This window comes from Enterococcus sp. 4E1_DIV0656 (assembly GCF_002140695.1).
Classification (GTDB): domain Bacteria; phylum Bacillota; class Bacilli; order Lactobacillales; family Enterococcaceae; genus Enterococcus_D; species Enterococcus_D entomosocium.
In genome coordinates, this window is sequence record NZ_NGLF01000001.1 from 466,748 (window position 1) to 490,867 (window position 24,120).

19 protein-coding genes are annotated in these 24,120 nt (G+C 43.1%); 3 read left to right on the plus strand and 16 right to left on the minus strand.

Annotation, left to right across the window (positions count from 1 at the left end; translation table 11 throughout):
* Positions 1 to 20: 20 nt before the first annotated feature.
* The 10 genes from A5882_RS02140 to metG form a co-directional block, all read right to left on the minus strand.
* A complete protein-coding gene (locus A5882_RS02140) occupies positions 21 to 1,568 on the minus strand; it encodes a bifunctional UDP-sugar hydrolase/5'-nucleotidase (RefSeq protein WP_005228018.1) in 1,548 nt (515 codons plus the stop codon).
* Between the two features lie 175 nt (positions 1,569 to 1,743).
* Positions 1,744 to 3,027, minus strand: a complete 1,284-nt coding sequence (locus tag A5882_RS02145; protein WP_005233730.1) for an ABC transporter substrate-binding protein — start codon at positions 3,025 to 3,027, stop codon at positions 1,744 to 1,746.
* Between the two features lie 16 nt (positions 3,028 to 3,043).
* Positions 3,044 to 4,336, minus strand: coding sequence for an MBL fold metallo-hydrolase (locus A5882_RS02150; RefSeq protein ID WP_005228016.1), 1,293 nt, complete (start codon positions 4,334 to 4,336; stop codon positions 3,044 to 3,046).
* Entirely contained in the window at positions 4,320 to 5,138 is an 819-nt protein-coding gene (locus tag A5882_RS02155; RefSeq protein WP_005228015.1) for a carbohydrate ABC transporter permease, read from the minus strand. The genes A5882_RS02150 and A5882_RS02155 overlap by 17 nt, the downstream gene beginning before the upstream one ends.
* A 4-nt stretch (positions 5,139 to 5,142) precedes the next feature.
* A complete protein-coding gene (locus A5882_RS02160) occupies positions 5,143 to 6,024 on the minus strand; it encodes a carbohydrate ABC transporter permease (RefSeq protein WP_005228014.1) in 882 nt (293 codons plus the stop codon).
* A complete protein-coding gene (locus A5882_RS02165) occupies positions 6,024 to 7,097 on the minus strand; it encodes an ABC transporter ATP-binding protein (protein ID WP_005233711.1) in 1,074 nt (357 codons plus the stop codon). Before A5882_RS02165 ends, A5882_RS02160 begins: the two co-directional genes overlap by 1 nt.
* Before the next feature lie 469 nt (positions 7,098 to 7,566).
* A complete protein-coding gene (gene abc-f, locus A5882_RS02170; RefSeq protein WP_086298269.1) occupies positions 7,567 to 9,069 on the minus strand; it encodes a ribosomal protection-like ABC-F family protein in 1,503 nt (500 codons plus the stop codon).
* Between the two features lie 485 nt (positions 9,070 to 9,554).
* Complete coding sequence (locus A5882_RS02175) at positions 9,555 to 9,983, minus strand: hypothetical protein (RefSeq protein ID WP_005228008.1); 429 nt, start codon at positions 9,981 to 9,983, stop codon at positions 9,555 to 9,557.
* A 171-nt stretch (positions 9,984 to 10,154) separates the two neighbouring features.
* A complete protein-coding gene (locus A5882_RS02180; protein ID WP_008379442.1) occupies positions 10,155 to 12,833 on the minus strand; it encodes a cation-translocating P-type ATPase in 2,679 nt (892 codons plus the stop codon).
* Positions 12,834 to 13,095: 262 nt separating this feature from the next.
* Complete coding sequence (gene metG, locus A5882_RS02185; protein WP_005233704.1) at positions 13,096 to 15,102, minus strand: methionine--tRNA ligase; 2,007 nt, start codon at positions 15,100 to 15,102, stop codon at positions 13,096 to 13,098.
* A 356-nt stretch (positions 15,103 to 15,458) separates the two neighbouring features.
* Between metG and A5882_RS02190 the strand changes: the two genes are divergently transcribed.
* Positions 15,459 to 15,734 (plus strand): hypothetical protein, encoded by a 276-nt coding sequence (locus tag A5882_RS02190; RefSeq protein ID WP_034872151.1) that lies wholly within the window; start codon positions 15,459 to 15,461, stop codon positions 15,732 to 15,734.
* 50 nt (positions 15,735 to 15,784) lie between these two features.
* Complete coding sequence (locus A5882_RS02195; RefSeq protein ID WP_005233702.1) at positions 15,785 to 16,615, plus strand: NUDIX hydrolase; 831 nt, start codon at positions 15,785 to 15,787, stop codon at positions 16,613 to 16,615.
* Positions 16,616 to 16,761: 146 nt separating this feature from the next.
* Here A5882_RS02195 and A5882_RS02200 read toward each other — a convergent pair whose 3' ends face one another.
* From A5882_RS02200 to opp3b, 5 genes are read right to left on the minus strand one after another with little or no spacing between them, the layout of a single operon-like run.
* Positions 16,762 to 17,760 (minus strand): RNA-guided endonuclease TnpB family protein, encoded by a 999-nt coding sequence (locus A5882_RS02200; RefSeq protein ID WP_008379437.1) that lies wholly within the window; start codon positions 17,758 to 17,760, stop codon positions 16,762 to 16,764.
* 30 nt (positions 17,761 to 17,790) lie between these two features.
* Complete coding sequence (locus A5882_RS02205; protein ID WP_005233685.1) at positions 17,791 to 18,729, minus strand: ABC transporter ATP-binding protein; 939 nt, start codon at positions 18,727 to 18,729, stop codon at positions 17,791 to 17,793.
* Between the two features lie 14 nt (positions 18,730 to 18,743).
* Positions 18,744 to 19,796 (minus strand): ABC transporter ATP-binding protein, encoded by a 1,053-nt coding sequence (locus tag A5882_RS02210; protein WP_216593164.1) that lies wholly within the window; start codon positions 19,794 to 19,796, stop codon positions 18,744 to 18,746.
* Positions 19,796 to 20,839: an ABC transporter permease gene (locus A5882_RS02215; RefSeq protein ID WP_086372382.1), complete on the minus strand. Its 1,044-nt coding sequence runs from the start codon at positions 20,837 to 20,839 to the stop codon at positions 19,796 to 19,798. Before A5882_RS02215 ends, A5882_RS02210 begins: the two co-directional genes overlap by 1 nt.
* Positions 20,839 to 21,780 carry an oligopeptide ABC transporter permease gene (gene opp3b / locus A5882_RS02220; RefSeq protein WP_005233681.1) on the minus strand — a complete coding sequence of 314 codons (942 nt, stop codon included), beginning with the start codon at positions 21,778 to 21,780 and terminating at the stop codon, positions 20,839 to 20,841. The genes A5882_RS02215 and opp3b overlap by 1 nt, the downstream gene beginning before the upstream one ends.
* 84 nt (positions 21,781 to 21,864) lie before the next feature.
* On the opposite strand from opp3b, the gene A5882_RS02225 reads away from it, so the two are divergent.
* Entirely contained in the window at positions 21,865 to 22,200 is a 336-nt protein-coding gene (locus tag A5882_RS02225) for a DUF3899 domain-containing protein (protein ID WP_005227990.1), read from the plus strand.
* Between the two features lie 100 nt (positions 22,201 to 22,300).
* Here the strand turns inward: A5882_RS02225 and A5882_RS02230 are convergent, their stop codons facing one another.
* On the minus strand, positions 22,301 to 23,962 hold the full coding sequence (locus A5882_RS02230; protein ID WP_005233679.1) for a peptide ABC transporter substrate-binding protein: 1,662 nt from the start codon (positions 23,960 to 23,962) through the stop codon (positions 22,301 to 22,303).
* Between the last annotated feature and the right edge of the window lie 158 nt (positions 23,963 to 24,120).

Here is a 24,120-nt window from a genome sequence, read left to right on the forward strand (position 1 = left end):
CATCGCAGGCTGTTTTGCTATTATAACGTCACTAGAAAGTTTTGATTCGTCGTGGCTTCGATCTGAGGATGCTGTTTCAAATAGTCAGCAATCAGTTCCGTCATATCGACTTGAATCTCACGAACGATTTTTTCGGCAGAAAACATGGCGTAGTTGCCACCGCCCACGGCACGGTATTGGTTGATGACGATCTCTAATTCCTGGTCCATCGCAATGGCTTTTTCTTCAAAGTCCAAACGGGTGATTCGTTGACCAACGGGTTGACTAAGATCGATCGTATACTCGATGCCTTCATACATATCGTAGTTATAATATTGCGGTTTTGGTTCAATAAAAGCAGGATTGAAAACGATCTGACCGTCAACAACGGCTAAATAATCCGCCGTTTGTTCTAAAGCAGCTTTTAATTCGGCACCTGTTATTTTGACTACAGCTAACGTATTTGGGTAAATATAATTGGTAATCACATCCCGCATCGTGATGGTTGCGCCAAAGCCTTTGCCTTCATTGTTGAAAAGAGCAGTGCCAGAAATTTTGGCGCCACTGGCAGCCATCTGAACACGATTGATGAATTCAATATAAGGATGCTCTTTCAAGCGTGCCCCCATCGGATCGGTGATTCGCATATCCCCACTGACTTTGCCTAACGGCTGATCTAGCCATGTTTGTAACTCTTCTTCGATGGGTGCTAACAAAGCCAACGTCTCTTGATCTGGGACAGCATCCGCAACAGGGATCAACGCAGCCGTACTGTTTGTGACATGAACCCCTGTCTGATTTTTTTCAACCGTCAATTCGATGGCGCCGATAAAGCTTCCACGATAACCGGGCTGTACAACGGGAACACCATTGATTTTTGTGGCGATCTCACGATGCTGGTGTCCTGTGAAGAAGGCATCGATTCCTGAGACTTCCTGCAATAATTGATAGCCCTCATTTTCGCCGGTCAATAATTCAGTCGGTTCCCCAGTGACTAAATCACGCTCGAAGCCGCCATGATAACTGACAACAACAATATCGGCTTGTTCTCGTAAGTAAGGTACATAGTTTTTCGCTGTCTCAACGATGCTGACAAACTGCATCCCGCGAATCGTCGCAGGTTGTTCCCAATGAGGAATATAGGGCGTCACCATTCCTAAAATCGCGATCTTTACCCCTTCTTTTTCAATGATGGTGTAAGCTTGCCCAAAGAATGGTTCCCCCGCTTCATTTAAAATATTGGCTGCAAGTACCGGCGTTTGGTAGCTGGCGATCGCTTCTTGCAAATAAGGCAGACCGTAGTTGAACTCATGATTGCCTAAGACATGAACATCAACGTCTAGGTGGTTGACGACAGCGGTCAATGCGGCAACGGAGTGCTGGCTTTTGGCAATGTAATAGCTTAAGGGCGAGCCTTGGATAAAGTCGCCATTTTCGATCGTTACGACCGGTCCGGTGGCTGCTTGGCGCAGTTCTTTCATTTTGGTGGCAACTTTTGCCACGCCGAATCCTTGTTCCGTGTCATCGGCAAAATTGGTTGGATAAACATAGCCATGCATATCGCTCGTTTCTAAAAACGTGATTTTCATTCAAAAGACTCCTTTTCCCCTCAATACACCAAAAGGGCATGCGCATAAGTCGAAAACCCTCGAAAGCCAGCAAATTTTGCTTCCTTGCGTCTTCAAACCTTATGATACAAACCCTTTGGTGTTTCATCTCAGGTGTTTCCCTGATTATACCCTATTTTGACGAAGAAATTCAGAATTATTGGTTCCAAGCATCTTCTAATTGTGGTTTTGCGTTTTCAATCAATTGATCGACATCTTGATCTGTATTAGACAAAATGTTTTCCATGATTGAACGCATTTCATTGTAAGCAGGATCAGCATTTTCAATCACTGGGATCGAGAACAATTCTTTGGTTGCATCTTCTAATTTGGCAGCCACTTTTGTTTCAGGATTGTTTTTGTATTCATCGCTTTCCAAAACAGATTCAACAACTGGCATGTAGCCGGTATCGATTGCCCATGTTTTTTGCGCTTCTGGAGAAGTCAAGAATTTCATGTATTCAAAAGCAGCAGTACGTTGCTCTGGTGTTGCGCTGTTGAACATGTACAAGTCAGTTCCTTGTTGCAAGTTGATTGGTTCTGGACGAGCTGCTACGTCATATTCAAATTTGCCTTCGGTATCTTTTTTAACAAAACCTTCCCCTGCGATTGAGCCGACATACATTGCGACTTGCTCGTTGGCAAATGGTCCAGACAAGTATTGATCAGAACCAGCGATTCGGAAGTAGCCCTCTTTGACACCATCCAGGTAGTAGTTGATGACTTCTTTTGATTCATCGCTGTCTAGTTGCAAGTCTTTGTCAAAATCAACACCTTGGTTTTTCATTGCGATGGCGTAGTAGTTGTTTAATGAGTCAAAACCAGCACCTACTACTTCACCGTTTGATTTTTCAAAGATTTCTTGAGAAGCTTCTTTTAATTCTTCAAGGTTTGTCGGTACGTCAATACCATACTCGTCTAACATGTCTGCATTGTAGAACAGCATTTCTGTTGATTTGTTGAAAGGAATCCCGTATTGCACGCCGTCGATCTGCGCGCCTTCTAAAAGGGCACTGCGGATCTCTTCTTGGTCACCCCAACCGATAGTATCATCGTTGATGTATTCGCCAAGGTCAACCAACATGTCATCTTGGGCAGCATTCCATAACCAACCAGGATATGCTTGGGTGATAGTTGGTAGATCTTTTGGTGAAGGCAAGGTTGAATTCACCTTTGCTTGTAGATCAGAGTAGCTGGATTGGTTTTGCAATTCGATCTTGATGTTTGGATTTTCGTCCATGAATTGCTCCGTCAATTTCGTCAATGATTCTTCTTGCGCACCATTCATTGCATGCCAAAAGGTGACAGTCGTATCTTCGCTTAGTTCTGTAACGATTTCATCACTTTCGGTAGAACCAGATGAATCGTTGTTGTTTCCACAAGCCCCTAATACCAATGTCGCGGCTGCAGCTGCTGCAAATGCAAGTTTCTTTGTTTTCATTTTTTCCTCTCCTCTATCACTCTAAAATAATTTTTTCACCGCGTTGCGGCAATATTCTTTCACCATACGGATTCACCAGATTTTCTGGTTTCAGCGTATGGATTGGAACCAATCGTTGGGGCTCGATCCATGCAATGATCTGATCTAAATCAGCTGGTTTCGCATGTCCCGAGTTTGGCAAACGGACAAATTCGATCTCCAGTGCTGCCAGTTGATCCAAAAAGACTTGATAAGCTGGATCAAAATCGCCTAACGGCTGCGCATCACTGTGAATATACAATCCACCTGTTTGCAAGTTTTCAAAATGCGCGACTGCTTGCCAAAGGTACTGGCTCGTGTCGGCACATAATGCCTGATAAGAAATGGCGAAGGCTGGATCGAGAGTCGCTGGTACTTGATCATCGATCGTATAGAACGGTACATCTTTATTGAAAATTTCTTTCAACAAAGCAGCTTGCGTCGCCTCTAAAACAACCGTCCGCGGCGCGGCTTCAACAAGCGCCATAAAGCGCTCAACATTGGCTGGATAGCCATTGAAGGTAATTTGTCGTTGGGGATTTTCTTTGACCAAACGCACGAAGGTCTCAATCAATTCTGTTTCACTTTCCACCGTGATCGCTTTGGGGTCCGGTTCTCTTTCTGGGAAGCTGATGCTGACCCCTTCCATCATCAATAGATCCGTGTGTTTGGCTAATTGACAGAATTCTTTGGTACGCTCTGGATGATAGCCATGCAAACGCAAATCACCGGTATAAGCGATAAAATGATCCGGCGTGCGAATTAACAAGGCCGCCGCACCGTACGCATCATGATCGACTGGAATGATCTCGACTTCGATTTCCCCGACCCGAATCACATCATGGGGTTCTAAGCCGATCAATTCACGGACAAAGCTTTTTTCTTCATGAGGAACGGGCAGCAAGAAGTCCCCTTTTTGATTCAATACTTCGAGGATCGCTTTGGTTTCCTTCAAGGTGTACATAGGAATATTTGGGTCTAAAAAGTTGATCATCTTGGAATGATCCAGATGGGCGTGGGAAAGAAAAACTGCTGTTTCTTGGTATTCTTTCGTTTCGCTTCCTTGGTACGTGTAGTCTAAGCGTGGATCGTAGACATTTTTCAGTTCTGGTATCCAGCGATGCGCAACTAACGTTTGTAATTCTTCATCTGGTAAGGGTGTTTCTGGATGATACTCCGAACCGAAATCAAAAAAGATATGGGCATCTTTGTACGCAACTTCGATGACGGTTCCTCCAATCGTTAAAATTCCGCTATGGAAGGTGATCGTTGTTTTATCCTTTGATGCCATCTTTAGCCACTCCTTTGATAATTTCTTTTCTAAAGATCAAGTAAATGATCAGAATTGGAATGACGGTCAAGGTCGCTGCCGCCATTTGTAAATGAACGTCACTGCCGCTTTCTGTGGTAAAGGCAGCCAATCCATTATTTAAGAGACGGTATTTTTTCTCATTCGTCACTAACAACGGCCATAAGAAAGAATTCCAGCTAGAGATGAACGTCAGAATCCCGACTGTCACCAAGGCTGGTTTAGACATGGGGATCAAAATTCGGCGGATATAAGCTAGGTCGCTGGCACCGTCAATTTTGGCTGCCTTATAAAAGGTATTAGAAATACTTTGTAAATAACCGTTTAAATAATAGATGTAAAAAATACTGGTCAGAAACGGAATGATCAAGGCACTATACGTATTCAATAAGCCCATTCGAGCAATCGTATTGTAATTGGTAAAGATGATCGATTCATATGGAACCATCAATAACGAGATCATCAATCCGATAACTAACCGTTTGTATTTGAATTCAAGACTAGTCAATGCAAAGGCAGCTAGAATCGCAGTGATCAGCGTCGCGATAGTCGTCACCGCGGAAACGAAGACCGTATTAAAGAAGTAGCGTAAAAACGGTGCTCGGGTAAAAACTTCCCCGTAGTTGCTCCACTGGAAAGACTCTGGCATGATCGTCGGTGGAATACTGGTTGCTTCACTGTAGGTCATTAGACCAGCTAAAATCATATAGACAAAGGGAAACAGCGTGATCACTGCTAAAATTGCTAAAAACAGCATCGAAACAATCGTGACAATTTTTTTCATTCGTTTATTCGCCCACTTTCTTCAAAAGTTTATTTTGGATAAAGGTGACGAGCAAAATAATGATGAACAAGATCACGGTTGCCGCCATTGCAATCCCCGGACGTCCGGCGATATGGAATTTGTCATAAATATAAAAGACTGCCGTGGTTGCACTGCGGGCGATCCCTGGCTGTCCGCCAAACAAGGCATATACTTGAGTATAGACTTTAAAGGCACTGATCAGATTGACCGTTAACAAGAAGGCAAAAGTCGGGATCAACTGCGGAAAGGTGATTTTCCGAAAAATCTCGCCATCGGTGGCGCCAAACATTTTTGCGATTTTGTAGTGTTCTTTGTCGATGTTGCGCATTCCTGCCAACAAGATAATAATGTTGAAGGCGAGGCTCGTCCAAACGCCAAAGATGATCAAGGTCGTCATACTCATATTGACATTATCCAGCCAGTTGACTGGTGGAATGCCGACAAGACTCAACAAATAGTTGATGATCCCGTAAGAGCCATTGAAAAAGTAGCGAAACACGATCCCGATGGCAATCGTACTCGTGACATAAGGCATAAAAAAGATCGTTTCAAAAAAACTTTTGTATTTGACTTTTTCAAAAATGATCCACGCAATCGCTAAAGAAAGGATCAACGCGATCGGTACGACCGCAAAAGCAAAGAGCGCCGTATTTTGCAGTGCTCGAAAGAAGACTGGGTCCGTTAAAACCCTTTGATAGTTCTCAAGCCCAGCATACTGTTGGTTAATCAAGGTTCCTTTTTGGAAACTCATGATGAAGGAACGAAACAGCGGATATACACTGAATAAGAAAATAATGACCAATGAAGGCAGTAAAAACAGCCATGCTTTCGGTTGGTTCTCAGGGTTATAATTTTTTTTGAACATTAGTAGACCCGCTCTCCTTTTTCATCAAAGATAAAGGCTTTTTTGTAATGAAAATCAAATGACACTTGCGCGCCTTCTTCAATGATTTCTTCAATACTAACGATCGATTTCATATGTTTAGCAGCCAGATCAAAGTTCAAGATTCGTTCTCGTCCGATCAGCTCCACACTCTTGATTTCTGTTTGGAACAACCCCGTTTGTAAGGTGGTCAGCACATCTTCTGGACGAATACCTAACGTATATTGGCCGTCTGTCAATGGTTTCTTGAAGCGAATGTCGGTAAAGCGGTCAACTGGGATCGTGAATGCTGGATGGATCATTTGTCCCTCTTTGACTTCTACTGGCAAGATGTTGATGATTGGATTACCAATGAATTTCGCTACGAAAAGATTGTTTGGTTCTAAGTAAAGGTTTTGCGGATCATCATTTTGTTGAATGATCCCTTCATTCATCAAAATAATCTTATCACTGATAGAAAGAGCTTCTTCTTGGTCATGAGTCACGAAGATCGTAGTGATGCCCACTTCTTTGACTAACCGACGAATTTCTTCACGGATCTTCAAGCGCAAACGGGCATCTAAGTTACTTAATGGTTCATCCAGCAGTAACACTTCTGGACTTTGCACCAAAGCACGAGTAATGGCGACCCGTTGCTGTTGTCCACCGGAAAGGGTTCCTGGTTTTTTCTGACTTAATTCTTCAATATTGGTCAGCTTCATGAACTTTTCAGCAATTTTCTGTGCTTCGTTTTTCTTGATTTTTTTCTCTCCGACTGTCAAGGGAAACATGACATTTTCTAACACAGTCATATGGGGATAAAGGGCATAGTTCTGAAAAACAAACCCGATATTGCGGTCTTTCGGCTCCGTCTTAACAACGGAAGTACCATTAAAGCGGATATCACCATCGGTGGGACTTAACAACCCCGCGATCAAATTCAATATCGTCGATTTCCCGCAACCACTAGGTCCCAACAAACAAACCAAATCGCCTTTTTCTATTGTAAAATCTACTGCTTTCAAGGCTTCGAACTTATTATCAAAAACCTTCTTCAACCCGACTACTTCTATCAAAACTGCCCCTCCATTTTCTCTTTTTCCTCCGAATAGTTGACTGGCATTTCAAGTCACAAAAAAAACGAACTCTTGATGTTTCGGTCAAACGCTCAAAGAAATTCGATTTTAATCATAACAAACGAATGTTTTTATTCGATACTATTATTGTAAATGTTTTGTAAAAACCAATGGGAATTATGAAAGAATTTTTAATTAATTTACCAAACAATGAGAAAACGATGAGTGATTCAAAGGGAATTCTACCCGCTAATCCCGAACATTTCGTCATTTTTCGAAAATTTTCATGAAAAAATGAATGAATTTTATCAAATATACATACCTGTGTATAATAACACTATTTTTACACAACTTTTTTATCAAAAGCACCCTTATTAAATACTTACTAAAATCGTCAGTATCTCTCCGATTAAAATAACAAAAAAGGACGGTTTCCCCAAAGAAAACAATCGTCCTTTTTCCCCTTCGGTTATTCGACTTCATCGATCGTCAACGTCAGCAATTTCGTTGAGACTTGCTCAAGAAAATAACGGTCGTGTTCAATGATCAGCATAGAAGGCTCCACCAAATGGATTACTTCCTCTAATTGCTTCTGATTGAAGACATCCAAATAATTCAGAGGTTCATCCCAGATAAACAATTCTGCTGGTGTTGCTAATGATTTGGCTAGTTCCACGCGTTTACGCTGCCCCATGCTCATTTGCTGGATCGGCGTTTGAAAAACAGCTCTTTCCAAGCCAAGCTTTTTTAAGTTATTTAGCAGATCTTGATAATTCAAGCCATGTTCTTGGGCAAACTCTGTCAGCATCCCACAGTTGTCCTCGTAGTTTTGCCGGACATAACTGATGGTGATCCCATGGGCTGTTTTGATCTTCCCTGTCTGCTGTCCTTCGAAAGTACCTAAAATACTCGCAATCAAACTGGACTTGCCAGATCCGTTGGCCCCTTGAATCCCCAAGCGCTCTTTTTGACGGATCGCAAACGTCAGCGGTTTAAACAAAGGCTTCTCATAGCCGAGCTGAAAATGCTCTGCTTCCAGCAACACGTCATGATGGCTAACAAGCGGGGTCATTTTCAGAGGATCGATCCACTCAATGTCTTTTAACAACGCAGACTTGTCTTGAATTTGATCTTCCATCCGTTTAACGATCGCTTTCGAGCGCTTCATGGTCCGTGCCGCTCGGGCACCGATCGCCCCCGTATCATAGATTGCCCCACTGCCTTTTTTGGTCGGCGACCCTAATTTGTCCCGTTCGCGTCCTCGGGACCACTCCGCTTTCTCGGCTGCCGTCTGCTTCAAACGACCGATTTCTTTTTTCAACTTGCTGTTTTGTTCTTGCTCATAGGCATCTTTTTGCTGCTTTTGCAGTTCATAAACTGAATAATTCCCTTTGTACAACACCAAGCGGCTTTTTTCGATCGCCAATACATGATCGACGACTTCATCGACAAACTGTCGATCATGGCTCACAACGATAAACCCGGTTTTTTGCTGCAAATAGCGGGCAACATGTTGGCGAGCGGTCACATCCAAATGGTTGGTTGGCTCATCGATCAAAGCAAAATTCTCTTCATCAACGAACAAACGCGCCAATAGAACTTTCGTTTGCTCGCCGCCAGATAAAGTGGCAAAGGGCCGCCAAAGAACTTCTGGATCAAGTTGCAGCAGGTTCAATTCTCGTTCCAAACGCCACTGCTCAAATTCACCGGATTCTTGTAAAACAAAAAGCGTCAGTTGCTGATCGTCAGCGACGGTTAAGGGAAAATAAACGAATTGCTGCTCATGGGTAATCGAGCCGCTATAAGGCAATTCATTGAGCAGCAAACGCAGCAAGGTCGTTTTGCCGCGACCATTTCTGCCAATCAACCCTAATTTCCATTGAGTATCAAGGTTCAAGTTGGCATCCTCAAAAAGCAACCGTTCCTGGCTATCAAAGCCAAAAGTTAAATGATTAATACTGATATTCGACATAAATATACCTCGTCTCTATTCACGGAATAGAGTAGACTAAAGCTATTTTCAGAATCAGTTTTTAGAGGTACACAAAAAGATCCCCCATTGAAAAAGTCAACCAATCCTGAAAATCTGCAGACTATCCCCTTGGAGGAACAGTTTCATGCAGCTTTCAACAAATTGGTTAATTTTTCAATGGAGGATCCCTCATTTCGTTTAATAGTGCCCTAAGTATAGCATTGATCGACAAAAAAGCGCAAGCTTGCTATTCCTTGCTATTTCAACTTTATATTTTGTTCACAAACTATCCCCGCTTTTGATGGAAACATTTCATTAAAAAACAAAAAAAAACCATCAGGTTGGTTAGTCCTGATGGCAAAAGGAGTAAAATGAAAAATAAAAAGGTTGTTGGTTGTGAATTCATTATACCTCCGATAAAAAAACTTTACATGTGAAAAACATAACAGTTAAATTAAATAACTCTTGTTTAACTTGAATGTTTATCATTTTTTTAACAATAAAGCGGTCATCCGTTGGATAGCAAAAGAAATTTCGTCCGTTGCTTCATCTTGCTTAGCTTCAGCTGCATCAAAGGCTTCTTGGTCGATTTTGTTATCCAGACTCAAAATCATCTCATCACAGCCGGCAACATATTTCATATACGCTCGCTCGAATTTTTTATGGATCCCCATCACATTCGCTGGTGGACGCAATTTGCTGATTTTTTCCAGCATCAAGCGGTATTTGTCCGTGCCTTCTTTAAAAATTCTGGTAATCTCAGCTAGCCGCTCAGGTGTTACCTCTGCTTCTTTCTTCTCGTCGATCGCTTTGCGGATCTCTTCATAATTGGGATTCATTTTCTCCCCGATCGCTTCTGTTTCTTTGACAAGATCGTTGATTGTTTGTACATAAAAACCTAAGTTTGGTCGCACAGTGGGTCCCCTACTTTCTTTGTTATTATCTTCTATTTTACCGTTTCTTGCTGCAAATGAAAAGGTCAAGAAACAGCCATAGGGTTTATCGAAAATAAGCCAGCAAAAAAAGGCCTGCTGCCCATGGAGAAGGACAGCAGACCATTCGTTGTTTTTCTGTTTATTTTTGGCTTATTTGCGTCCCATTGCTCGTTGGATCGCTTTGACGATCTCAACGACTGGAATGATCGCAAAGGAGGCGCCTAAAACGATGCCCCATTGATACAAGTCAAGGTGTGCGACACGGAAGATATCATTCAATCCTGGCACAATGAAGATCACTAGCATCAATGCAAAGGAAAGTAGGATCGCCCAGTTGAAGGCTTTGTTTCTAAATGCTCCTACTTTAAAGAGCGACTGATGGATCGATTTGACGTTGAAGGCATGGAACAATTGCATCAATCCTAACGTGGCAAAGGCCATCGTTAAGGCATCGGCATGGATCGCATCGTACGTATTGTGAACGGGCCATTGGATCGCTGACCAATAAACGAACAGCACGGTTGCCGCTTCTAAGATCCCTTGGTAGATGATACTGCTCATCACACCACCGGAGAAGAAGTTGGAACTGCGTCCCCGCGGTGCATGTTTCATTAGATCTTTTTCAGCAGGCTCCATTCCTAAGGCAATTGCTGGGAAGGTATCGGTTACTAGGTTGATCCAAAGCAAGTGGATCGGCAATAGCGAGTCCCAACCCCACAAGGTTGCTAAGAACAAGGTCAAAACTTCCCCTAGGTTAGCGGCTAGCAAGTATTGAATCGCTTTTTGAATATTGGAGAAGACTTTACGTCCTTCTTCCACTGCTACGACGATCGTAGCAAAGTTGTCATCTGCTAGGACCATATCGGAAGCACCTTTAGAAACTTCGGTACCCGTAATCCCCATGCCAACACCAATATCGGCTTGCTTCAGTGATGGTGCATCATTGACCCCGTCACCAGTCATGGCAACGACTTTGCCTTCTTGCTGCCAAGCTTTGACGATGCGGACTTTATGTTCCGGCGATACCCGCGCATAGACTGAATAGTGGGCTACCTTTTGGGCAAACTCTTCTTCGCTCATTTTATTGAGTTCAGCGCCGGTCAAGACAGCATCATCATCGCCCGGTTTGATGATCCCTAAACGTCCCGCAATGGCTTCAGCTGTATCTCGGTGGTCTCCGGTGATCATGATTGGACGAATCCCAGCTTCTTTGGCTAAACGTACCGCATCGGCTGCTTCTGCTCGTTCTGGGTCAATCATTCCGACTAAGCCAGCAAAGACCAAATCATTTTCGACGATTTCTGATTCTAAGTTTTCTGGCACTTGATCTACGTATTTGTAGGCCATTCCCAATACCCGCAGCGCTTGTTTTGCCATATCGGTATTGTTGAATAAGATTTTTTCTTTTTCTTCATTCGTCATTGGTAGCTCTTGGCCATCCAATAGTACTTTTGAGGTTCTGCCTAGTAAGACATCCGGTGCACCTTTGACAGCAACTAAATAGCGGCCGTCTTCTTGTTGGTGGATCGTACTCATAAGTTTTCGGTCAGAATCAAAGGGCAGATCCGCTACCCGTGGTTCTTGATTGACGAGATCCCGCACATGGAATCCTTGATCCATCCCGAATTGCACCAATGCGGTCTCGGTCGGATCACCGATCAAGTTGCCTTCTTCACCAAATTTTGTATCATTGGCAAAGTTCATGACTTTTAATGCCATGTTGTCTAACGGAATATCTTCTGAAGCAGCATGTTGTTTGTTATTGACATACAATTTTTCCACGGTCATTTGATTCAACGTCAAAGTACCGGTTTTATCAGAAGCGATAATGTCCGTTGCCCCAAGGGTTTCAACCGCAGGCAATTTACGGATCACTGCATTTCGTTTCGCCATTACTTGCGTACCTAAGGCTAAGATGATCGTTACGATCGCTGGCAGCCCTTCTGGGATCGCCGCTACTGCTAATGAGATCGAAGTCAATAGCATGTCGACCCATGACGTATTGTTAAAGATCGTTCCAACAAAGAACATGATCACTGCAATGATAATGATGGCGATCGTCAGGAATTTTCCTAGTTCATTTAAGTTACGCTTCAACGGTGTTTCGGTTTCTTGGGCGCTAGCTAGCATGCCAGCGATTTTCCCAACTTCGGTTCCCATTCCTGTATTGACCACGACCCCTTTTCCGCGGCCATAGGTCACATTACTGTTTGAATAGGCCATATTGACGCGATCGCCGATCCCGACATCCGTCCCTTCGATGACAGTCAATTCTTTTTCGACTGGTACGGATTCACCGGTCAAAGCGGCTTCTTCAATTTTTAACGAACTTGCTTCTAAGAGGCGTAAATCTGCCGGTACGACATCGCCAGCTTCTAATAGGACAATATCCCCCGGAACCAATTCATCGCTCTTGATGGTGACGGTATGACCATTACGCAGGACATTGGCATTTGGTGTGGACATTTCTCTTAGTGCTTCGATGGCCTGCTCTGCCTTTGCCTCTTGAACAACACCCATGATCGCGTTGATAATGACAACTGCTAAAATAATAATTGAGTCCACGACTTCATGGGAAACGACTGCTGAGATAATTGCCGCCGCTAGCAAAACGATGATCATCAAATCTTTAAATTGCTCAAAGAATTTTTGTGCCATCGATTTCTTTTTGCCTTCTTCTAATTCGTTGGGACCATACTCAGATAAGCGTTTTTGCGCTTCATCGTTCGTTAATCCATTGGCATCTGTTTGCATTTCTTCCAGAACATGCTGCGCTTCTTGCGCATAAAACGCCTGCGATAGCTGCTCCTTTTTGTTTTCTTCTGACATGTTTCTCCTCCTTTTATACTTACTCTTCCTTTATTGTACATGATATGAAAAAAAATAGACTTATGTATGCACTGTCTAAGCATACATAAGTCTCACTGTTTAAGACAGCACCAGAAATTTCTTTCAGGATGGTGATACTGCCGCAGATAAAATCCGCCAATTACTCCCTCATGTTCATATCAATAACCTACATTATACAAAAACTTTTCGGGTCTGGCAATTTTATTTTCGCTGAAATTCAACAAAGAATTTCTCTTAAAAATCAAGCGATGACCGAGCCGTTTGGCATGCCTTTTGGCGCTTCCACGATTTGCAGACGACCATCATTGTCTTCTGCAGAAAGGATCATTCCTTGGCTGACTTGCCCCCGCATTTTCCGTGGTTTCAAGTTGGCAACGATCACGACTTTTTTGCCGATCAAATCTTGTGGTTCTGGATAAAATTCAGCAATCCCCGATAAAATTTGACGATCTTGATCATCTCCCGCAGCTAAGCGGAATTGTAGCAGCTTGTCGGCCCCTTTGACTTTTTGACAATCAACGACTTCTGCCACTTTTAATTCGATCTTGTCGAAGTCTTCGTATTTGATCTCGGCTTTGTCTGATTGCAATGTGGTTTCTTCTGGATTCCATTTGACTGTTTCTTCTGGACTTTGTGTCCCTTCAGCCATTTTCTTTTGGATGTAGGCTACTTCTGTTTCAAGTTCCAACCGAGGGAAAATCGGTGTGCCTTTGGCAACGACTTTCGTGCCACTTGGAAATTCACCAAAGCGTAAATCTTTCAGATCCATGGCAACAGAAGCCAGTCCTAATTGTTGGAAAATGTTGGCTGGTGTTTCTGTCATCACCGGTTGCAATAAGATCGCAACGATGCGTAAGCTTTCCGCCAAATGAACCATCACACTGTTTAATTCCGCGCGCTTTTCTTCTTCTTTGGCTAACACCCATGGTTGGGTTTCGTCAATGTATTTGTTGGCACGGGAAATCAATGTCCAAACTTCTGACAATGCCGTACTGAATTCCATTTTATCCATGGCTTCATGGTAACGACCAACCACATTGGCCGCAGTCGTTGACAGCTCGCTATCAAAAGGTGTTACTTTTGAGGCATAATCGGGCACTAAGCCATCACAATATTTATTGATCATGGCGATCGTCCGATTCAGCAGGTTGCCTAAGTCGTTGGCTAGATCGTAGTTCAAACGAGAAACGAAATCTTCTGGTGTAAACACACCATCGCTACCAAAAGGAACCGCCCGTAATAGATAGTAACGCAACGCATCTAAGCTGTAGCGCTCCACTAACATTTCTGGATAAACGACATTGCCTTTTGATTTCGACATCTTGCCGTCTTTCATCATCAACCAGCCATGACCAAAGATTTTTTTCGGTAAGGGCAAGTCTAAGGCCATCAGCATGATTGGCCAATAGATCGTATGGAAACGCACGATTTCTTTCCCAACCATATGCACGTCAGCTGGCCAGTATTTTTGGAACAAGGAATCGTCCTCTGAGCCATAGCCTAATGCCGTAATATAGTTAGATAACGCATCGATCCAAACATACACCACGTGTTCAGGACTAGCCGTGACAGGAATGCCCCATTTAAAGGTCGTTCTGGAAACAGCCAGGTCTTCTAAACCTGGTTTGATGAAGTTATTCAGCATTTCATTTTTGCGTGATTCTGGTTGAATGAACTCTGGATGTTCATCATAGTATTGAACCAAACGATCGGCGTATTTGCTCATGCGGAAGAAATAAGAAGATTCCTTCACCAATTCTACCTCATGACCGCTTGGCGCTTTGCCGCCGATGACTTTGCCCTCTTCATCTCGGTAAACTTCTGCTAATTGCGTTTCAGTAAAGTATTCTTCATCAGAAACAGAATACCAGCCTTCATATTCACCAAGATAGATATCTCCTTGATCAAGCAATTGCTGGAAGATTTTTTGAACGGCTGTTTTATGGTAGTCATCCGTTGTACGGATAAATTTGTCATAACTGATGTCTAGTGTGTTCCATAATTTCTTGACGTCAGCTGCCATTTTGTCGACGTATTCTTGCGGATCTACGCCAAGTTCTTCTGCTTTTTTCTCGATTTTTTGACCGTGCTCATCGACACCCGTTAAATAAAAGACATCAAAGCCCATCAATCGTTTGTATCGTGCTACCGCATCACAAGCGATCGTCGTGTAAGAATTCCCGATATGCAGCTTGCCGCTTGGATAATAAATTGGCGTCGTAATATAGAATGTTTCTTTTTCAGCCATGGACGCAAGTCCTCCTTTTCACTAGTAAAGTGTATACTTAGGTAGTATACAGTTCGCAACCCAAAAATGCTATAAATTTAATCAAAAAAGCGGACATAATAAGACCTTTCTTCATGCTCTAAAAGAAGCAAAGGAATCGTTTTCGTCCTTAAAACGCAGCAAATAAACCAGCAGATTTGAGTATTTCTTTTCTACTAATTATCATAGCGCAGATAGCCGTTCACTTCAATGTTCTAGGGGAAGAATCTGATCCTGACAACGAATCTCATAAGAAATAAAGGTGTTTTATCTCTCTTTGATTAACAGGTACTTCTTTTGCTATAATGAGGAAGACTTCTCTTATAGAAAGGAACGCTATGACTCGAAAAAACAAACAGCATTTTTTGCTTTTAACCGCGCTTTCTGTGGGGCACTTGCTCTTTTCAACCACAGGTTACCCCTTTTTGTTTGCTTACTTCAACAGCCATGATTACGCGGCGCTTTTTGCGACAGCGCTGGCAATCCTACGGGTAGCTTTTCTGCTATGGATCGCTCTTTGGGGCTATTTAGCACTCAAAGAACACCCTCGGTCTTCTTGGCTTTATCTCGCACTGTTTTTCATTAATTTGATCGTTCCTTATTTTTTCCGTTAAGGAAAACCATCGCGCTCAGTTACTTACTTTATCTAAGGCAGGAGAAACCAATGAAAGAATTTACCTCAAAATCAGCTGAAAAACACTACTATGAGAAAGAAGCTTCTGAAGCAGACTTTCTTACGTGGTATCAGGCACAAGATCAGCCGAAATACGAGAAACCCTCCGTAACCGTCGATATGGTGTTGATGTGTTACAACAAAGAAGAAGAACAACTCAAAATTGCGCTGATCCAAAGAAAAGGCCATCCCTTCCGCAATTCTTGGGCATTGCCGGGGGGCTTCGTCAATCCGAATGAATCGACAGGTCAAAGTGTGATCCGTGAGACCCAAGAAGAGATCGGGGTCACTATCTCCAAACAAAACATCGAACAGCTGCACACCTTCAGCACCCCTGGTCGTGATCCACGTGGGTGGGTAATCACCGTCAGCTATTTGGCATTTATTGGTGAAGAGCCCTTAAGTGCTGGGGACGATGCGAATCAGGTACGCTGGTTTTCTCTGGAAAGAAAAGCCAATCAAATCTATTTGACCAGCGGTGAGATCGAGATCATTCTTGACCTGGTGACTGGTGCCTCTGTTGGAAAAGATACGCTGGCTTTTGACCACAGCGCGATCATTCTCAAAGCCTTCAAACGGGTTGCCAATAAGATGGAGCACGAGCCGCAAGTGCTTCTTGTGTTAGGCAAAGACTTTACGATCACGGAAGCCCGTAAAGTATTCGCCAAGTTTTTAGGGATCGATTTTAAAATGATCGATCATTCCAACTTTAAAAAATCCATGCTTCAATATTTTACGGAGGTCGGCGAAAAGCCCGTTGGCATCGGGCGTCCCTCAAAGATCTATCGCTTAAATGACGCATTTTTAGGTGATAAAATGTAAAAAAAATACAACCCCCTGCTAAACCATAGTTTGGCAGGGGGTTGCTGGTTAATCATAATTAGTGAACGTGGTTCCTAGAAACAAAAATCATAAAGATTTTTTCTATACCCTAGGCGATCCCTGGCGTTCCTTCCAGTTCAAGCAGATCAGCTGCTCATTTCGCCTGAGAGCCGCTCTAGCTTCTGTTGGTCCTGCGTGTCCAACGTGACAAAACGCAGTTCTTTGCCGTACCACTGCGCTTTGTACTGGATTTTGCGAACAAACTGATGCCAATCGCTGATGCTGTAATGACCGGCTTTTAGAACCGTTTCTTCAGCAATTTGTTCCAAATAGATTGTATCGTACTGTTTTACGAGATGATAACTGACTTGATCGATGAATTCCCGCTTTTGACAGCAGTGAAAACGATAGAGGCGAGCGACTTTTCCTTTTAGCTTCTGATAATTCCGTGCCTGAGTCAAAAGGATTTTTTTCCGTTTGACCGCCGTAGCTTTCACCTGAAGTTTGCGTTCTGCTCGTGTCAGCTTCTGTTTTGTTTGGATCGCATGCTCACAAGTGACCGGTACCGATTGGTTGGCTTTGATCAGCTGCTGCGGATCATAAACAACTGCGATAGACGCTTGCTGTTTCGGGAGTGGTGTGATCTCTTCCAAACAAAGAATCGAGATATAAAACTCTTCATTGTTTTTCGCTGAGATCGTTGCCGATTTGATTTTCCCTTTGATTTCTCGATGCTTTTTTACTGGAACCAGTGTTTTGAGCTTTGGCAGCTTGATTTGATCCTCTTCAAAGTAAATGGTGTGCTGCTGATTATTCGTAGTATACGATTGCCAAATACTTTTTTTGGTTTTCATTTTTGGAAAGCCAGCCCGCTTTTGAAAGTAATTTCGAAACGCTCGGTCCAGATTCCTTTGTGCATTCGCCAATGCCAAACTATCGGTCTCCTTCAAAAAAGGATACTCCTTTTTTAGTTTGGCTGGCGTCAACCCTTGCTTTGCTTCATTGTTGGCCAGCTCCTCCATCTTCGCCTCCAGCAGTTGATTGTACGTAAACCGAACACAGCCGAAGGTTTCGATGAAAAACTGTTTTTGCTGTCCATTAGGATAGATCCGAAATTTGTATGCTTTTAAAACACCCAGTTTCATCTCCTCCTAACACTCCCTATACCTTTGACGCTAGTTCCCCTTTTTTTGTGCTAACTTTTCTTGGTAGATCTTGGCTTCTTGTTTCGTGGCATAAACGAAATGTCCTGGTGCGATCTCTTCCATTGCTCGTTCTTGGTTATCGTTTGGTTCGCTGACGTATTTGATCCGTTTGCGTTGACGCTCATGGTCAGGATCTGGCAGCGGAATCGCTGATAAAAGACTTTCAGTATACGGATGGACCCCGTAATGATAGATTTCATCACTGGTTCCTACTTCTAGCAGTTTGCCGTTGTGCATCACGCCGATCCGATCGCTGATGTGTTTGACCATCGATAAATCATGGGCGATAAACAAGTACGTCAATTTATGTTCTTCTTGCAGATCTTGCAGCAAGTTGACAACTTGGGCTTGGATCGAAACATCCAATGCCGAGATCGGTTCATCACAAATGATGAATTTTGGATCGACGGCTAATGCTCGGGCGATTCCGATCCGCTGACGTTGTCCCCCTGAAAATTCATGAGGATAACGGGTTCCATGACTTGGGTTTAGTCCGACGGTTCGCAAGAGTTCATCCACCCGATCATTGCGTTCTTTTTCATTTTTAGCTAATCCGTTGATATCGATCCCTTCGGCAATAATGTCGCGAACTTTCATCCGTGGATTCAAGGAGGCATAAGGATCTTGGAAGACCATTTGAACTTCCCGGCGAAAATCAGCCAGCGGTTTCTTTCCTTTGATTTTCATAACATCTTGTCCATCAAAAAGAACTTCGCCTCCGGTAGGATTATTCAAACGAATCACCGTCCGTCCAGTGGTCGATTTTCCGCTTCCGGATTCACCTACTAGACCAAAGGTTTCTCCTTCATAGATTTGGAAGGAGATATCATCGACGGCTTTGACTTCGTCTTTGCGGCCAACGTTAAAATATTGTTTGAGATTCTTTACTTCAAGTAAAACTTTTTCCAACCGTTTCTCCTCCTTTAGACAGATGCCTGAGTATTTTTTTCTTGGAATTTTTTCCAGCGAATCAAGATCTCATCCGGCGGAGTTACCTTCGGTGCTTGCGGCGCTAACAGCCAAGTTGCTGCTTTGTGGGTCGGTGAAACATCAAAGAACGGCGGTTGCTGTTCTGCATCGATCTGCAAAGCAAATTCGTTTCGTGGATAAAAAGCGTCCCCGGTTGGCGGGTCCAACAGATCCGGCGGTGAACCAGGAATCGCGTACAAACGATCGCCTGTCCCTTCTAACGTTGGCATCGAACCCAACAAGCCCCAGGTGTATGGATGTTGCGGGTTGTAGAAGATTTCTTCTGCGGTGCCCACTTCGACGATTTTCCCACCATACATCACGGCTACTCGGTCAGCCACATTGGCAACGACACCCAAGTCATGGGTGATAAAGACGATGGACGAATTGATTTTCTTCTGAATATCTTTTAATAACTCTAAGATCTGTGCTTGGATCGTTACATCCAATGCAGTCGTCGGTTCATCTGCAATTAAGATCTGTGGGTAACAGATCAGCGCGATCGCAATAACGATCCGCTGCCGCTGACCACCCGAAAATTGATGCGGATAATTTTTCAAGCGTTTCTCAGCATTCGGGATGCCGACAAGGTTCAGTAATTCCAACGCTTGTCGCAAGCCCTCTTTTTTACTGATTTTGTTGTGCTTCATCAATGACTCTGCCACTTGCTTGCCAATCGGCATCGTTGGGTCTAGTGAAGTCATTGGATCTTGGAAAATCATGGCGATTTCCTTGCCACGGATTTTTTGCAGTTCTTTTTCGGATTTTTTCAAAATGTCCGTCCCATTGAAGAGGATCTGGCCATTATCGACATTGGCATTGCTGGCTAACAACCCCATGATACTGCGGGTTGTCACGGACTTGCCACTCCCGGATTCGCCCACGATCGCCAAGGTTTCTCCTTTGTATAGATCGAAACTGACATCGCGGATCGCTTGGACTTTCCCAGCAAAGGTGTCAAAAGAAATTTCTAAGTTTTTCACTTCTAAGACTTTTTTCATAGCAATCACTCTTTCATTTTCGGATCAAAGGCATCACGCAAACCGTCTGCCAGCAAATTGAACCCAATCATAATCACAGACAAGGTCACAGCCGGTACCCACATTTGGTAAGGCAGGAACAAGAAGGTTTTGTAGCCATCGCTTAGTAGCATCCCTAAAGATGCTGAAGGTGGTTTTAATCCTAGCCCAATAAAGCTTAGGAAGGCCTCGAAGAAAATCGCCGAGGGAATACTGAACATCATTTGTACGATGATCACGCTGGAAATATTTGGTAATACGTGTTTCATCGCAATCTTGAGACGGCTTTCCCCCAGCGTTGTTGCGGCTAAAACGAATTCCTGATCTTTTAGTTTCATTGTTTGGGCCCGTACGATCCGCGCCATTGGAATCCAGTTAGTGATCGCCATTGCTGCCACGATCGAGAAGATCCCAGGTTCGAAAACTACCAGCATTAAGATCATTACCACTAAGTTGGGAATACCTGATAAGATTTCTAGGAAACGTTGCATCACATTATCGATTCGTCCACCTAAAAGACCAGAGATCAAACCATAGGTTACACCAAAGATGATATCTAGCATCGCTGCGATAAACGCAATCAATAAGGAGATACGTGTCCCTACAAATAGACGACTCAATAAGTCACGACCTAATCCATCCGTTCCTAAAAGGAAATATGTCCCGTCAGGTACATTGGCAGCTGCATACTTATCTACTAGCTCTCCTCCCACCATCGCATAGCCGTTTAAGCCATTGATGTTGATACCGGGAATTTTCGGCGGCAGATTTGTAAAGGTCACATTTTGCGCGGTCGGATCATGTGGCGAGACAAAAATGGTAATGATTGAGATCGTAATAATGATCAGCAACAAAATGATTGAGAAAACCGCGGCTTTGTTCTTTTTCAAACGACGCCACGAATCTTGGAAAAAGGTTAATGAGGGGGTTGCGATCGCTTCACGCTCTTCATTGGTATTTTTTTGTAACGGTTGAAATTTGGCTGCATCGATGGCAGCAACATCATTTGCTGTGTAAGGTTTCTCTGCCATTAGCCACGACTCCCTTCTGAAACTCGGATCCGCGGATCAACGATTCCATATAAAATATCAACAACAAGAATCACAAAGACCAACATTGCGGAATAAAGGATCGTTACCGCCATGATCGTCGGATAGTCATTGGTCATGATTGATTTTACGAACTGTTCACCGATACCCGGGATCGCAAAAATATTTTCTACGACAAGGGAACCAGTCATCAAACCGACAGCTAGCGGTCCTAACAACGTCAATAACGGAATCAAACTATTCCGCAAACCGTGCTTGAAGGCAATTTCCCAGCGGCTCAACCCTTTTGCTCGTGCCAACTCGACATAATCACTATGCAGCACTTCCACCATCTCGGTTCGAATAAACCTAGCGGAATCCGCTAACGGCGACATCGCTAAGGCGACGGTCGGTAAGATCGTGCTGGCAAAGGTCTCCCACTTGGCAATCGGCAAGATCCCTAGTTTGATGGCAAAAATATATTGCAGCAAAACGGCAAAGACAAAGTTAGGGATCGAACGCCCTAAGATCGCCACTAAGGTAGACGTTGTGTCGACCCAAGTATTTTGTTTCATTGCAGAGATCGTTCCTAAAATAATCCCAAAGAAGGTACCAAAGATGATCGCTTGTAGTCCTAGTTGCAGTGAAGGTCCGATTCTTCCTGATAATAAATTCGCTACTGGCTGGTTTTTAAATTGGAAAGAGATCCCAAAGTCACCTTTTAGTAGATTGGTCAAATAAAGCCAATATTGGGTAATGATCGGTTTGTCCAATCCTGCTTGCTCATTTAGCAAGGCAATTTGTTCTGGACTTAATTTTTCAGCATTCGTATATGGTGTTCCTGGCAAAAATTGCATCAAGAAAAAGGTGATCGTGGCAATCAGCCATAATGTTAAGACCATGTAGAACACTCGTTTCAATAAATATTTCAAAAAGCTGTTCACGCAGTTTCCCCCTTAAGTATTTTGACTTCTATTCAATAATTATGTAAATTAACATAGTACGAATCATTAAAAAGGAGTCAGATCATGAAAATAAAAAAAAGTAGTGGGCTCATACCCCTCCTATGCCTCGCAATTTCTGGCGGATGGTTAGCCATAAAAAATGAATTTTCCATAGCAGCTCTTTCAGATGCCCTTTTCTTGTGGGCGCTGTTCTTTTTGATCATTGGCGGTTTTTTATGGGTATTTGCTTCTGGTTTCTTTGACCATTTTCAATATTCCATGAAGAAAGCTTTTTCCAAAAATAAAACAGATTATCTGAAATTATCCCAAGTCGGCAAACAGAGTTACGCCTTTTGGTTATGGCCTGGTGTCTTCTTGTTATTCCTTTCATTGCTCTTTTTAATGATTGCTACTAGTTAATTTCATTCTTATAGTTTTACTCATTGAAATGAGAAGCAAAAGGCTGAGACAAGAAATTGTCCCAGCCTTTTCTTCGGCATTTCAAGTCAACTACTCGTGATTATTCGATTGATGTCCACTTGTAGTCGTATTGTGCGCCCGCTGCGTGAGCAACAACACCTTTGACTTTTGTTGCACGTAAATGTGCTTCCGCTTTTTGATAAACTGGAATGACACCTTGTTCATTCATAATGATTTTTTCTGCATTGACTAAATCTTCCCAACGTTTGTCAGGGTCATTGGCATTGGTCGTACCTGCTGCTTTTACAGCTGCATCGTATTCTTCACTGCTCCATTGACCACGGTTGTATGAGTTACCTGTCGTAAACAAGTCAGTAAAGCTACTTGCATCGGCATAGTCAGCACCCCAACCGCCCATTACTGTATCAAAATCACCCGCATTTGAACGATCCAAACGAACAGAGAATGGAACTGGACTTAACGTGACTTTCACACCGTCCAATGTTTTTTCGATCGTGTCTTGCAAGTACTCAATGATTTTCTTGGTTGAGTCTGTATCAGAAGCTAAGATATCAAATTCTAATGAATCGATTCCTAATTCTTCTTTGGCTTTTTCCCAATATTCTTTTGCTTTCTCTTGATCGTAGCTAATGACGCTGCCAGCTGCTTCTGTGAAGTCTGTATGATCGCCAGGGCTGAAAGTCATGCCTTCTGGAACCAAACCACTTGAAGCAATTGAACCATCACCTAAGATGGATGTTACTAAGGCATCACGGTCGATCGCATAAGAGATTGCTTTACGCAAATTTTCGTTACGGAAAGGTGAATCTTCATCACGTTGATTCAATTCTAAGTAAGAAGTCGTTGCTTCTGGTTGAGAAACGAATGCTTCGTCGTTAGCCATCTGTTGCGCCAGTTCACCTGTTAGGATGACATCATCTGCTTGACCATCTTGGAAAAGATTCAAGGCAGTTGAGGATTCTTTCACGACGCTTACGTTGATCGTTTGTAATTTAACAGTGTCTTTGTCCCAATACTGATCGTTCTTTTCATAAGCCCATTCTGTATCCGTTCCTGGTCCATCAAAACCAGTCAGGACAAATGGTCCATTATAAACGGCATTGTCGCTTGTTGATGCATATTGATCGCCATTTTCTTCCACTACTTTTTGATTTTGTGGGAAGAATGATGGGAATGCTAATAAGTAATCAAAGTAAGGTGTTGCTTTTTCTAGGGTGATTTCTAATTCATAATCCCCCACTGCTTTGATGCCTAGCTCTGATGGATCCGTATCGCCAGCTGTGATGGCATCCGCATTTTTGACTGGTGAAAATAGATACGCATATTCTGATGCAGTTTCAGGTTTGACCGTCCGTTGCCAGCCATAAACATAATCCGCTGCTGTAACAGGGTCACCATTTGACCATTTCGCATCTTCACGCAATTTGATCTTGTAAGTTAGTCCATCCTCGCTGACTTCAGCTGCTTCAGCTGCACCAGCAGGTTGTGGTGTGCTGTCAGCATCCAAACGATACAGTCCTTCATATACATTGTTCAATGCACTGAAGCTGATCGTATCGGTTGCTAATGAAAGATCCGCACTTGGCATTTCTTGTGAAACCACTACGTTAAATACTTGTTCTGCGTTGCTATCGCCGCTAGTTGCTGTGTCATTGCTTGAACTATTTGTTCCGCCTGTTGTACAGCCGGCTAACACCACGCCACACACAGCTACTAAACCATAGGCCCATTTATTTTTCATCCTGTCCTACCCCTTAATTGAATTAATTTTCAGAATAATCATTCGATTTCTGAAGTTAGATAAGATTTTAATTAATAATTATTAAAAAAGCAATCCCTTTTTCGATAAAAAACACCTTTGGAAGAAAGTTTTCTTGGTATTTACTTACCTTACTCTCA